This window comes from Thiovibrio frasassiensis (genome assembly GCF_029607905.1).
GTDB classification, from domain to species: Bacteria; Desulfobacterota; Desulfobulbia; order Desulfobulbales; family Desulfurivibrionaceae; genus Thiovibrio; species Thiovibrio frasassiensis.
Window position 1 is genome coordinate 102,755 of the sequence record NZ_JAPHEH010000001.1, and the last position, 12,604, is coordinate 115,358.

Consider the following 12,604-nt stretch of genomic DNA (forward strand, 5'->3'; position numbering starts at 1 on the left):
GGCAAAACTCAAGGACTGCTCATGACCACGCCTGAAGAGAACTACACCACAACCGACAAAGAGATCCCAGCGCACGCCGCGGTGGAATTTCTCCAGGATGTCAGGCAGCTTGTCGCCTTCCAGCAGGCAATCGGCATCGAGGGCTACCCCACCACCCCGGAGCTTACGCAGTTTATTGCGGGGCCAAAACCAGCGGCGCCCCCATCCCCACGCCAACCCGCAGCTCCCACCAGGCCGAAAACAAGCCCAACCCCATCAGCCCCGCAGCAACCCCAGGTCGCCGTCGGACCGGATACGAATCTGACCGAACTCCATGCGGAAACCGCCGCCTGCCAACGCTGCCAGCGACACCAGAGCCGAAAGCAGGCGATTACCGGTCCGACCACCACCGGGGTCAAGCTCCTGATCATCAGCGATACGCCCTCTGTTGCGGACGACCTCTCCGGCCTGCCCATGAGCGGGGAACCGGGGCAACTCCTCGATAAGATGCTCGGGGCCATCGGCCTGAACCGGGCAGACGTTCACCTGAGCCTGCTCACCAGATGCCATGGGCCAGAGCCGCCCAAAAAAGATGAGGTGGACGCCTGCCTGCCCTTCCTGCTCAAGGAAATCATGCTCGTTAAACCAAAGATCATCTGCGCCATGGGGGTGCTCACCGCCCAGAAGCTGCTCCACACCAGCAAACCCCTCAGCCAGCTGCGCGGCAGGTTCCATGAGTTCCAAGGCATCCCGCTGATACCCACCTTCTCGCCGGAATTTCTTTTGAAAAACCCGGAGATGAAAAAGGCGACCTGGCTGGATCTGCAGATGATTCAGAAGAAGATTCAGACCGTTTAGGCCCGCATCCCAGGACGAGTGTTCTTACAAACACAATCAATTCTACGCTCTATCCTGACAATTTGGAGGAACCATATTGGACACTCAACTATCGCAACTAGCCTGCACTTGGTATTCATCGATTACCGCAAGCACTACTTGGGAGACCACGAAAAACCTCGCGAATTCGACATTTATTACTTCGCTCATCGGAGCGCTCGCTGGCGCGTTTGCTGGTGCCGTGGCCGCGCAACGAACGGCAGAACGCGGCAAACATCGCGAAGAACTACTACGAGAGATCAGAAATACGAACGCCGCAATAGCTATCGCCTTCGGGATCGTCACCTCACTTCTTGCTCTCAAGAAACAGCACGTCAAAGACCTGAAGTCACGGTTCGAAGTTCAAAAAGCTGAGCTACTGGAGTACAAACGAAAACGCCAAACTGGGGAGATCCAACGCGACACACCGTTTGCCCTTCAAGCAGACCTCCAGACACTTCAGGCACTACCACTGCCCACAGATACTCTGCGCGTAGTGGTTTTCGAAAAACTATCACTGGTTGGCAGACCACTGAATTTGGTGATAACGCTCATTCAAGTAATTCACAGCCTCAATGAGTCCCTGACAAAGAGAAACTCATTAATTGAAGGCTATAAATCTGCCTTCCCAAAAGACAACCAAGATTTTCCACCGCTGTACTTCGGCCTCCCCTATGGCGATGGTCACGTGAACCTCGACTACCCTGCGACCATTGATGCCATTTACAGCCAAACGGATGACGGTATATTCTTCAGCAAACTGCTTTGCAAAGACCTACATGAACATGGGAAGCAGTTATCTGAAGGATTCAAGAAAAGGTTCAAAAAGGATGCTCCCCGCGTCACCGAGGTTGACTTCTCCGCAGCTATAGCTTCCAAGCTAATGCCAAACGAATCGAACTATACCGACTGGGTTGCAGCCTTCGTAAAAAAGGATTAATGGCCTTGGCTATCCCGCTGTTGTACAATGCCAATCTCATGACCTTAACGGTGAGAAATGAGGCTTTCCCCCTTACAACCCCTCCGGCGTGAAACTCACCACCTGATCGATCTGCTCCGCACCAGCAAATAACATGACCAGCCGCTCCACCCCCAGAGCAATCCCCGCAGCAGGGGGCATCAACTCAAGTCCATCCAGAAATCGCTCCGGCATGGGGCCTGGATCGCGGCCCAGCAACCGGATCGTCTCCTGCTCCGTCAGAAACCGGGCCCGTTGTTCCACGGGATCGACCAGCTCGGAAAAGCCGTTGGCCAGTTCCAAACCCGCCACGTAGAGCTCGAAACGTTCGGCCACTGATGGGTCTGTCGGGGAGAGCCGGGCCAAGGCGCCCAGCACCGCCGGGTAATCATAGAGAAAGGTGGGCGTAGTCATACCCAGATGCGGCTCCACATACTCCACCAGCAGCTCGTCAAATTGATCCTTACGAAGAGCCTCCTCCACCGTGCAGGGCGCGTAGCGGCGAAAACCCTCGGCCACTGTAAGCCGCTCCCATTCCGGGCCAAGGTCGATCCTGCAGCCCTGCCATTCCAGCACCCCGCCCTTGCCAATGGCTAAAGCCAGATGACGCAGCAGCGCCTCGCAATCCGTCATCTGGTCGCGGTAGTTACTGCCCGCTGCGTACCACTCCAACATGGTGAACTCGGGCAGGTGGCGGTCGCCGCGCTCCCCCTTGCGGAAACATTTGCAGAGCTGAAAAATCCTGGGGATGCCCGCAGCCAGCAGCCGTTTCATGCAGAGCTCCGGCGAGGTTTGCAGAAACCAACCCTCGCTGGTGATGGGCTCGATATAGGCTTCCGGGGCAGGAGCAGGGATACGGATGGGGGTATCGACCTCGAGATAGCCTCGGTCGATGAAGAAGGTGCGCAGGGCCTGAATAAGAACGGCCCGCAGATGCAGGCCGTGAAGGGGAATCATAATAATCTTAGAGGCGGTAACGGGGCATCTGCCCGCTGGTTATTCATAATCATTCACCAGAAACGAAAACATGAATTCCCCCACTGGAATGTAAACGTTCAGCAGCGCCGCTTCGCTGCTGCCGCAGATGCGAGGAAGAGGGCTGCGAAGTGTGCTATCGCACACGAGCAGACCGAGACAGGTAAGCGAGCCTGCGAGACTCCGAAGCAGATGCGGCGCTACTGGACGTTTACAGATTACTCCTTGACCCGGGTGACGTACACCCCGGTCCGGGTGTCGATCTGCAACTTGTCCCCTTCTTCGATAAAGGGCGGCACTTGGACCACATAACCGGTTTCCAGGGTCACCGGCTTGGAGTCGCTGCCGCTGGTATCGCCCTTAACCCACGGGTCCGACTGGGTGACTAGGAGATTGACGAAGTTGGGCAGGGTGACGCCGATGGGGCGGCCGTTGTACTGCAGCACATCCACATCCATATTGTCGGTGAGAAAATTGACGGCATCGCCCAGCTGCGCCTTGGACATCTCCAGCTGCTCAAAGGAGACATTGTCCATGAAGAAATATTCATCCCCCTGCTTGTAGAGGTATTGCATGGTCCGCTCCTCAAGCGCGGCCTTTTCCAGCTTATCGTTGGAGCGGAAGGTCTTTTCAAAGGCGTTGCCGGTGATCATGTTCCGCAACCGGGCGCGGTACAGGGCCTGGCCCTTGCCGGGCTTGGAAAAGGAAAAATCCGTCATGATATACGGTTCGCCGTCGATCTGAACCTTTAACCCTTTGCGAAAATCTGAGGCGGAATACATACTTATTTTCTCCCTGTGGCAGTCTCGTCAAATAAAACACTATGCGGCCCCTTACTAACCGGATTCCCGCATTTTTGCAAGGGTGAAGTTACAAGATTTGATGCGTGAACAACCCCTAAGCCAGCATCACTTCTTTCTTGCCGATGGCCTCTGCCTTGATCCGGTCCAAAAGCTCACCCAGCACCGGTTTCACATTCTCCCGAATGTCGCCGGCCACGATGATGAACAGCAGGTCGTCCCCGGGCTGAAAGTTGCCGCTTTTGGCCTCGATCACGATGTCGAAGATACCGGGCTTTTTCAGAAATTCCTGACGGATCGCCTCGACCTTGGCCAGATCGGGGGTGACTTCAAGGGAGGTCACCCCTTCCCTGGTCTTGCGCGACCAGGCCCGGACCACGCCGTTATGAACCAACACCATGCCGACGTTCTCGGCAAAGGCGGGATTCTTCTTCATCTCGGCAATCGTTTTTGAAATATCCATCTGGTCACCTCTTTTCTGTTGATCTATGCGATACGGTTATTTTGATTGTGATGATCTTACCACAAGATTCCGGTTTTTACCCCAGGCTCTTGCTCACCACCTCGTACACATCCCGGGACAACGAGGGGATGGCAGCAATCCGTTCCAGTTGGGTCCGCATCAACCCTTGCCGCCCCGCATCATAGCGCGCTCCCCGCCCGAGTCGTGCGGCCAGACGGGCGGCAACCTGCGGGTTGAGGGGATCCAGGGCCAGGATCTGCTCGGCCAAAAATGCATACCCCCTGCCGGACACCTCATGAAAACAAACCGGGTTCCCCGCGGCAAACGAGCCCAGCAGGGCACGGACCTTGTTGGGATTCTTGAGCTGAAAGGCCGGATGGTCCATGAGCGCTTGCACCGCAGCCAGGGTTTCCGGCAGCGGGGCTGTGGCCTGCACGGCAAACCACTTGTCCAGCACCAGGGAATCCCCCTGCCATTGCTGGTAAAAATCAGCGATGGCCTGCTGCCGCTCCGGCCGTCCGGAATGGGCCAGTCCGGCAAAAGCGGCCATCTGGTCGGTCATGTTGTCCGTGCCGCGAAACTGGGCAAGGGCGAGCTGGGTCGCCGCATCGTCCTCAGTGCTCATCAGATAGGCAAGGCAGAGATTGCGCAGCGCCCGCTGCCCTGCCAGCTCCGGCTCGTAGCGGTACGGGCCGGCGGATCGATTGGCCGCATACCCCTGCTCCCACTGGGGCCGCAGGGAGCGGGCCAGGGTCTGCCGGGCAAAGGTCCGGGCCGCGTGGATTGCCTCCACATCCACCACTGCCATCTGCTCGGCCAGATACTCCTCCGAAGGCAGGGTGAGCAGCAGGGCCAGGAACCCCTTATCCCCTCCCTCTTCGGCAAGCAAGCGGCCGCAGGCCGCGACAAACCTTTCGTCAAGCTGCAGGGGACGACTCTTGCGAAAATCCTCCACCAACCCCAGAAGCAGACGGCTGGCCAGACATTGCCCAGCCTCCCAGCGGTTGAAGGGGTCCCGATCATAGCGGAAAAGAAAGAGCAGTTCTTCCTCGTCACAGCCATACTCAACCTTAAGCGGCGCGGAGAAATTACGCAGAATCGAGAGGCGCGGTTGTTCCGGTACCCCGCTGAAGCGGATGGTCTCCTGGGTCTCGCGCAGCTCGAAGAGGTTGCGGCCTGCCTCCGGTTGCCGCTCCGGGCAGGTCAGTGGCATCTCTTTCCCCTGGCCATCGAGCAAGCCAAGGGCGACCGGAATATGGAGGGGCTCCTTTTCCGGCTGGCCCGGGGTGGCAGGAGTCGCTTGCGCCAAGCGCAGGGTATAGGTCCGGGCCTCTGGGTCATACTCGCCCTGCACCGTCAACCGCGGGGTGCCGGCCTGGGTGTACCACCGCTTGAACTGAGCCAGATCGCGGCCCGAAACCTCAGCCATGGCCTGGACGAAATCATCGGTGGTGGCGGCCCGGCCGTCGTGGTGCGTGAGATAGAGGGCAAGCCCCTGCCGGAACAGCTCGACACCCAGCAGGGTATGCAGCATCCGGATGATCTCGGCCCCTTTCTCATAAATGGTGACGGTGTAGAAGTTGTTGATCTCCATGTAGGAATCGGGCCGCACCGGATGGGCCATGGGTCCGTTGTCCTCGGGAAACTGCACGTTGCGCAGGAGCCGGACATCGTGAATGCGCTTAACCGGGGCGGAGACCTGATCGGCGGTGAACTGCTGGTCGCGGAACACGGTGAGCCCTTCCTTGAGGCTCAATTGAAACCAGTCCCGGCAGGTAACCCGGTTGCCGGTCCAGTTGTGGAAATACTCATGACCGATCACCGCCTCGATCCCCTCGTAATCCGCGTCCGTTGCGGTATCGGGCCGGGCCAGCACATACTTGGAGTTGAAGAGGTTGAGCCCCTTGTTCTCCATGGCGCCCATGTTGAAATCGTCCACCGCCACGATCATGTACTGATCGAGATCGTACTCCAAGCCAAAGGTCTCTTCGTCCCACGCCATGGCCTTTTTGAGCGAAGCCATGGCATGCGCGCATTTGTCCTGATTATGCGCTTGCACATAGATCTCCAGGGCAACCGAGCGACCGGAGCGGGTAACGAAGGTGTCAGCGATCTTGACCAGATTGCCGGCAACCATGGCAAAGAGATAGGAGGGTTTGGGAAAGGGATCCTGCCAGCGCGCGTAATGGCGGCCTTCGGGCAACACCCCGGTCTCGACCAGGTTGCCGTTGGCCAGGAGCACCGGGTAGCGCTCTTGCTCGGCGCTGATGGTGACCTCGTAGCGGGCCAGGACATCGGGCCGGTCGAGAAAATAGGTGATCTTGCGGAACCCCTCGGCCTCGCACTGGGTACAGAAATTGGAGCTGGAACGGTACAACCCGTCCAGCGAGGTGTTCTTCTGGGGATAGAGTTCGGTTTCAACCGCAAGCAGAAACCGCTCCCCCACCGTTGGAATGGTAAGGGATTCTTCCTCGAGCCGGTACTGATCCGGGGTAAGGGGTACACCGTCGAGGGCTACGGACTTGAGGACCAGATCCTCCCCCTGGAGAACAAGGGGGGCGTCCGGGGCAGTCCCGATGTTGCGGCGGCAGACCAGGCGGGAACAGACCCGGGCCCGCTCCTCGAACAGGTCCACCGCCAGGGCCACCTCTTCAATCAGGTACGCAGGCGGCCGGTAATCCTTGAGCAGGATCGTTTTGGCTTGGCTATCCATAAGATCGGTCCGGGAATCACTCAGCTCTTCGCCTCTACCCTGGGCACCACCAAGCGCACCCCCGGTTTCAGCTGGGAAAAGTCAACGGATTCATTATATTTTTTAATCAACCAGAAGGGCAGTTCAAATTCGTTCTGGCACAAGGACCAGATGGTATCCCCCTGCTTCACCCGATAGTTTCGGGTGCCTTCCACCAAGCGGTAGGCGGCAAAGAAATCCTCCACCATCTCCTTATGAAACTCATAGCGCTGGGCCTCAAAACGCTGCTTACTTCCCTTGCCGAGGGGGATCTTGACCCGCTGGTTCACGGCCAGGGACTGCTCGTAGCGCAAGTTGTTCAGCCGGCGCAGATCCCAGGCCCGCACCCCGAGCCAACGGGCATAATGGCCCAGGGTTTCCTCGGCCTCCACCCGGATGGTGCCATAGCTCTTGCCCTGCTTCTTGGAGACCTCCACCCCGAGATTGCCCAGAACCGTGGCCGGGTTCAGCGACGGACACTGCGCGCCCTTGGCCTTTGCCACCACCGGCTCGGCAACTTTCGCCGGTCCTTGGGCGACAGGGGCTTCCGGGGCGGCGGCTGCCTTAAGCGGTTGCCCCGGAGGCGGCGAAACCGGAGCACCCTGCAATTTGACCACTGGCAAAGCGGGAGGCTCTTTCCCACCCTGCACCGCCATCTTTTCGCCGGAGGTCACCGGAATCACAACGGAGACACGCTCACTGTCCGCTTTTTTCTTGATCGAAGCGACCAAATGCACCACCCGCTCATTCGGACTGGGGATGCGCAGATTCTGCCCGGGGCAAATCACCGCCTGTTCATCGAGTCCATTGCCCCGCAACAGATCGGTGGCGTTGATCCCATACTCCTTGGCAATGGAAAAGGCGGTATCTCCCTGACGCACTTGATACATCGTGGTTTGCGCCTGATCCTCCTTGAGAATCCCCTGGGGAATATTATCCGCCAGACGCACTGCCTTGCCCTGCTGCGGCACCCGCACCTCATATCCCTTGGGAATCAGTTTCTGCCCGCGGTACACCGGTTCGCGCAGGGCGGGATTCAACCCCTTGAAGGTTTCCAGATCAACCTTCAAATGCTTGACCAGATCGCTCACCAACGCATAGTTGGGCAGGACCACACCCTTGCTGTTGACCGGCGGCTCGATGGGAAGCGAGCCGAAATAGAGTTTATAATTCTTGGCAACCTCCCGGGCGGCAAGAAATTCCGAATAAAAATTTCGCGAAGCAAACTTGAACAACCCGCTTTCATGCTCCTGGAAGATCTTTTCATAATCTCCCTTGGCCGCCTTGGCCCGCATCATCCCATTGATCCCGTGATTATAGGCGGTCACCGCCAACGGCCAGGTGCCGAGCTTCTCGTAATTATGGCGGAGCATTCTTGCCGCTGCGTGCGTAGCCTTGAGAGGGTCGCGCCGCTCATCGATGGCGTAATCCACGTCCAGGTTAAATTGCTTGCCGGAGGATTCGGTGAACTGCCAGATCCCGGCCGCGCCGAACTTGCTGTATGCCTTGTAGTTGAAGGATGACTCCACGTGGGGCAGATAGGCGAGATCCTCGGGCACCCCGTAGCTCGCCATAATCTCTTTTATCTCGGCCAGATAGGAGCCGGAACGGATCAAGCCTTCCCGGAAATTATCCTTCTGCCCGGACTGGAAACGGATATTGTCCTGGGCCAGCCGGAAATCCTCCGGTGTGGCCTGGGGGCCAAACAGCCCGGCGACCCGTTTTTCCTCCCTGGACTGGGGGGAAGCGCCCGAGGCCAGGGTATTGAGGATTTCCAGGTACCGCTCCTTGGCCCGCTCTATCCTCTGGCGGTCCCGTTCCCGCGCGCCGTTTTCCCAGACCCCCTCGATATCCAGCACCTCATAGATAATACCGAGATTCCGCTTGTCGTGGAGCACCCCCTGGCTGGAGGGATACTTGCCGTAGATGTCCCGCCAAAAAGCGACATTGGGCGTGATGCAGTCGTAGAGGGGGAAGGGATCGTGCGCGGCCCGGGCCGGGGAGACACCCCCGGTGAACACGCAGAAAAGCAGCGTTGCAGCTACCAAGAAACGAAGATGTACCATAACAGCGCTCATGAATTTTGTATTGTTGCACAGTAGTCGCAGCGGATAAGCATTTGATTATACTCTTCCCTGCCGGAATTCGCCGCTAAAATCACCGCCTCTGGCAACATGGTCAGGCAAACCGGTCGAGCGCAAACCCGCCGCCTGGCACCATCGCAAAGGATCGGATCAACCGATCAAAGTACTGAACTTTTCCTCAAGATAGGCAAGAAACGGCTGGGCGGATAGGGGTGCGCCCGTTACCCGCACAAGGAGCGCTTCGGGCAGGTAGACGCTGCCGTGGCCATGGATCTCCCGAACCAGCCACTCCCGAACCTTGCTCAGATTGCCGTCGGCAAGGGTCTGCTGAAAGCCGGGATCATACTGCTTATAGGCCTCCCAGATCTGGGCAGCGGCAAGATTGCCGATGGTATAGGTGGGGAAATAACCGAAGCTGCCATGGGACCAATGGATATCCTGCAAGACCCCCTCTGCGTCCGAAGGGACCTCAACGCCGAGATAGTCCCGATATTTCTCCCGCCAGATCCCAGGCAGGTCAGCAACCTGCACACTCCCCTCGATCAATCCCTTTTCGATCTCGAAACGGATCAGGACGTGGAGGTTGTAGGTGACCTCGTCGGCATCCACCCGAATCAGCCCCGGGGTCACCGCGTTGATGCCCCGGACAAACTCCGTAAGCCCCAAAAGGGAAAACTGGGCAGGAAACGCCTGCTGCAGCTCCGGGAAAAATCGCTGCCAGAAAGGGTTGCCCCGACCCACGACATTCTCCCAGAAGCGGGACTGCGATTCGTGGATGCCCAAGGAAACCCCATCATCAAGATGCGTGTGGGCCAGCCGCTCGTCTATGCCCTGCTCATAAAGAGCGTGGCCGCCTTCGTGCAAGGCGCCGAAGATGAAATCCAGGCTCTCGGGCGCATAGCGGTTGGTGATGCGCCGGTCGTGGTGCCCCAGGGTGGTGGTGAACGGATGGGCTGAACGGGCCAGACAGCCCCGACTGAAGTCAAACCCCATGGCCACCAGGAGATGTTCGGCAAACTGCTCCTGACCGGCCAGGGAAAACGGCTCGTTAAAAGACAAGGGGGTCAGGCGGCCGGCAAACTTTTTGACCATAGCGACCAGGGGCGCCTGCAACTCACCGAACATCCTGGTCACCTGGGCGGTGGTAAGGCCCTCCTCGTAAAGATCGAGCAGCGCGTCATAGGGGTGGACCGCATAGCCCAGATATTCGGCCTGCTGCCGGGACAAGGCCACCAGCCGTTCCAGCAGGGGTTGAAAGATGGTGAAGTCGGACTGTTCCCGGGCCTCAAGCCAACGCATCTGGGCCTGGGAGGTGAGGCGGGAAAACTCGGCGACAAACTCCTCGGGCAGCCGGGTATTCTGCTCGTAGCTCCGCCGCATGACCCGCAGCAGGGCGCACTCCTCCACGGACAGGTTCCCTTTTTGCGCCTCGACCTCCGCCAGCAATCCGCCCAGCTCCGGGGCAACCTCCCGCCGATGCACCAAAGCGCTTAAGGTGGCGAACTGGCTGGCCCGATCTTCTCCGGCAAGGCGCGGCATGCGGACCTCCTGATCCCACTGCATGAGGGCCAGGGCATGGTGCAGGTCAACCAGCTCGGCGGAATATTTTCGTAACTGGGCGAGGGGCTTCATAACGTACTCCCTTTGAGTATGGCGCAATGACGGCTAGCCGGCAATTGCCTTGAGCAGCAGGGCAATCCCGCTGCCCAGGAGAATGAGGCTTACCAAGCGGACAAAAGCCACATGACTGATCCGCAGATGCACCCGGCCGCCAAGCCAGAGGGCGAGGGCAGCAATGGGGACAATCCCCGCAAAGACTGCCAGAATGCGCAGGGTATAAAAACCGCTTACGGAAAAGCCCACGATCCTGCAGAGACCATCGATCACGAAAACCGTGGCGATGGTGGTGCGGAACTCGGTTTTATCCAGCCGACGCAGGGTCAGGTAGATCACATAAAACGGCCCCCCGGTCCCGAAGAGGGCGCCCACCGTACCCCCAAACAGGCCGGCAGGCCCGGCCAGCCAACGCCCTCCATGCAGAGGCGGAAACGGCAGCAGGGCATACACCGCATAGAGAAGAACAAAGATGGAAAGGGCGAGGAGCAGATTGGCCGGGGCCAGGACCGTGTGCAGATAGAGACCGGTGGTAACGCCCAACACGGTAAAGGGCAGAAGCGGCAATAAATCAGGCCAGCGGATGAGCCGCCGGTTGGGCAACCCCTGACTGACCGAGGCCAGCCAGTCCAGCAGCCCAATCAGGGGGACCACCTGGGAAACAGGAAAAAAAATGACCAACAGGGGCACGGAAATGAGGGCCGAGCCGAAGCCGGCGATGCCGCGGATGAAATAGGCGAAAAACAGCACGCCAACGGCGAAGAGAATTTCGGGCTGCACCATCGGATTACCTATCATGCCTGGTTAAGGCCATTTTTGTGCCCGCTTAAAAAGCGTGGCCCACCAGAGAACTTCAGAAAAAGACAACGTAAAATCTGTATGTTCATTTCTTTGCTTGCCCAAAGAAACGAACCAAAGAAAAGGCCCCCTGTGTCCCTTGTCCCGCCGGTGGCGGGATGCCCTGTGCTCCTCAAAGCTGCCGGGATGTTGCAAACTCGGCTTCGCCTCAAACAGTGCAACCTCCATTTTCGGCAGCTTTTCCGGTGCTCGGCTGCGTGCCAATGGGAAATTCCCTTCCCCCCATTTGTCCTGCCGAGCCTCGCAGACGGGGGCGGAGAAAGACGCGGGAATTGTTTGAGGGCGAAGCCCGAGTTTTTCCGCGTTCCGCCCTCGTCGAGAAGTGAGGGAAGCCCGCAGGGCCAGGACTGGTTGGGGTGCCTTTTTCTTGTTTCTTCTTTTGGGCACGCAAAAGAAGAAAAAGAAGATCACCGGAAAATCTTCAAGCCCTTCTCCGGAAATCCCTAACGAAACAAAAAATTCCGGAACGAACTTTACACCACCTCTTTAAACGGAAACTCCGGATGATCAATCAGCTTCACCATCCGTTGCTTGGTCTCGGTATGCGCATCATGGAACTCCACCAACTCCGCCACCGCAGCCACCACCCCCTGCTCGTCCAGATCCCGCAGAACCCTGCGGCCGACCTTGGGGCTTGGCCCGCCCTTGCCGCCGACAAAGAGATCAAACCCCTTGCGGGTGGCCATGATGCCGATATCCGTGGTGAGCACCCCGGAACAGGCCAGGGTGCACCCGGAGATGGCGATCTTGAATTTCTGCTTGGTTTTTTCCCGCCCCTGAAACTTCGCCAGGATCAAGGCGGAGATCCTCTCCGGATCGCCAACGCCCATGGAGCAATCGCGCACCCCGATGCAGACCCTAGGGATCGGGAACTTGCCCGGCCCCTTGAACTGGGCGCCCAGCGCCGCCAACTCCTCGCGGATCGCGGGCAGATCCTCTTCCTTAATCCCCATGAGCCGCAGATTCTGGGCGGTGCTCAGGTAGAGTTCCAGCTGATATTTTTGGGCCAGCGCATTGGCCTTATCCATTATGGCCAGGGGCAGACGGCCCGCCGGCAGCAGAATGGTCAAGCGTGTTGTCGTAATGGTATTTGTCATCTCTCGCCTCGCTGTTACAGAAGATCTCGTCGTTCAAAACTAAAAAGAACCACTCCTACTCCGCAGTTTCATAAAACATTTTTACCCGAATGCAAGACTTCTCTTATCTTTCCCCTTTCCCTTTATGGATTTTTCCGTTATTTAACTAAAATTCATCCAATAATATTCG

General features: G+C 58.2%; 10 protein-coding genes. 2 read left to right on the top strand and 8 right to left on the bottom strand.

Features of this window, described 5'->3' with window-relative positions:
* Nucleotides 1-21: 21 nt before the first annotated feature.
* Nucleotides 22-837 carry a uracil-DNA glycosylase gene (locus OLX77_RS00440; protein ID WP_307631606.1) on the top strand — a complete coding sequence of 272 codons (816 nt, stop codon included), beginning with the start codon at nt 22-24 and terminating at the stop codon, nt 835-837.
* Nucleotides 838-913: 76 nt separating this feature from the next.
* Nucleotides 914-1,795 (top strand): hypothetical protein, encoded by an 882-nt coding sequence (locus tag OLX77_RS00445; RefSeq protein WP_307631607.1) that lies wholly within the window; start codon nt 914-916, stop codon nt 1,793-1,795.
* A 72-nt stretch (nt 1,796-1,867) separates the two neighbouring features.
* Here the strand turns inward: OLX77_RS00445 and epmA are convergent, their stop codons facing one another.
* From epmA to OLX77_RS00485, 8 genes are all read right to left on the bottom strand, one after another.
* The gene (gene epmA, locus OLX77_RS00450; protein WP_307631608.1) at nt 1,868-2,770 is read right to left on the bottom strand and encodes an EF-P lysine aminoacylase EpmA; all 903 of its coding nucleotides are present in this window, start codon (nt 2,768-2,770) and stop codon (nt 1,868-1,870) included.
* A 236-nt stretch (nt 2,771-3,006) separates the two neighbouring features.
* Nucleotides 3,007-3,570 (bottom strand): elongation factor P, encoded by a 564-nt coding sequence (efp, locus tag OLX77_RS00455; protein ID WP_307631609.1) that lies wholly within the window; start codon nt 3,568-3,570, stop codon nt 3,007-3,009.
* A gap of 115 nt (nt 3,571-3,685) precedes the next feature.
* Nucleotides 3,686-4,051 (bottom strand): molybdenum cofactor biosynthesis protein MoaE, encoded by a 366-nt coding sequence (locus OLX77_RS00460; protein WP_307631610.1) that lies wholly within the window; start codon nt 4,049-4,051, stop codon nt 3,686-3,688.
* A 76-nt stretch (nt 4,052-4,127) separates the two neighbouring features.
* Nucleotides 4,128-6,764, bottom strand: a complete 2,637-nt coding sequence (pepN, locus tag OLX77_RS00465; protein WP_307631611.1) for an aminopeptidase N — start codon at nt 6,762-6,764, stop codon at nt 4,128-4,130.
* Nucleotides 6,765-6,784: 20 nt separating this feature from the next.
* The gene (locus tag OLX77_RS00470) at nt 6,785-8,848 is read right to left on the bottom strand and encodes a LysM peptidoglycan-binding domain-containing protein (protein WP_307631612.1); all 2,064 of its coding nucleotides are present in this window, start codon (nt 8,846-8,848) and stop codon (nt 6,785-6,787) included.
* A 168-nt stretch (nt 8,849-9,016) separates the two neighbouring features.
* Nucleotides 9,017-10,498, bottom strand: coding sequence for a carboxypeptidase M32 (locus tag OLX77_RS00475; RefSeq protein WP_307631613.1), 1,482 nt, complete (start codon nt 10,496-10,498; stop codon nt 9,017-9,019).
* A 33-nt stretch (nt 10,499-10,531) separates the two neighbouring features.
* Nucleotides 10,532-11,263 (bottom strand): sulfite exporter TauE/SafE family protein, encoded by a 732-nt coding sequence (locus OLX77_RS00480; protein WP_307631614.1) that lies wholly within the window; start codon nt 11,261-11,263, stop codon nt 10,532-10,534.
* A 548-nt stretch (nt 11,264-11,811) separates the two neighbouring features.
* The gene (locus OLX77_RS00485) at nt 11,812-12,435 is read right to left on the bottom strand and encodes a ferredoxin-like domain-containing protein (RefSeq protein WP_307631615.1); all 624 of its coding nucleotides are present in this window, start codon (nt 12,433-12,435) and stop codon (nt 11,812-11,814) included.
* Nucleotides 12,436-12,604 lie beyond the last annotated feature (169 nt).

Excerpts from the sequence above, each read along its gene's own strand:
- efp (WP_307631609.1), bottom strand. The coding sequence starts at position 3,570 with ATGTATTCCGCCTCAGATTTTCGCAAAGGGTTAAAGGTTCAGATCGAC.
- OLX77_RS00485 (WP_307631615.1), bottom strand. The coding sequence starts at position 12,435 with ATGACAAATACCATTACGACAACACGCTTGACCATTCTGCTGCCGGCG.
- OLX77_RS00440 (WP_307631606.1), top strand. The coding sequence starts at position 22 with ATGACCACGCCTGAAGAGAACTACACCACAACCGACAAAGAGATCCCA.
- OLX77_RS00480 (WP_307631614.1), bottom strand. The coding sequence starts at position 11,263 with ATGGTGCAGCCCGAAATTCTCTTCGCCGTTGGCGTGCTGTTTTTCGCC.
- OLX77_RS00475 (WP_307631613.1), bottom strand. The coding sequence starts at position 10,498 with ATGAAGCCCCTCGCCCAGTTACGAAAATATTCCGCCGAGCTGGTTGAC.
- epmA (WP_307631608.1), bottom strand. The coding sequence starts at position 2,770 with ATGATTCCCCTTCACGGCCTGCATCTGCGGGCCGTTCTTATTCAGGCC.
- OLX77_RS00460 (WP_307631610.1), bottom strand. The coding sequence starts at position 4,051 with ATGGATATTTCAAAAACGATTGCCGAGATGAAGAAGAATCCCGCCTTT.
- OLX77_RS00470 (WP_307631612.1), bottom strand. The coding sequence starts at position 8,848 with ATGGTACATCTTCGTTTCTTGGTAGCTGCAACGCTGCTTTTCTGCGTG.
- pepN (WP_307631611.1), bottom strand. The coding sequence starts at position 6,764 with ATGGATAGCCAAGCCAAAACGATCCTGCTCAAGGATTACCGGCCGCCT.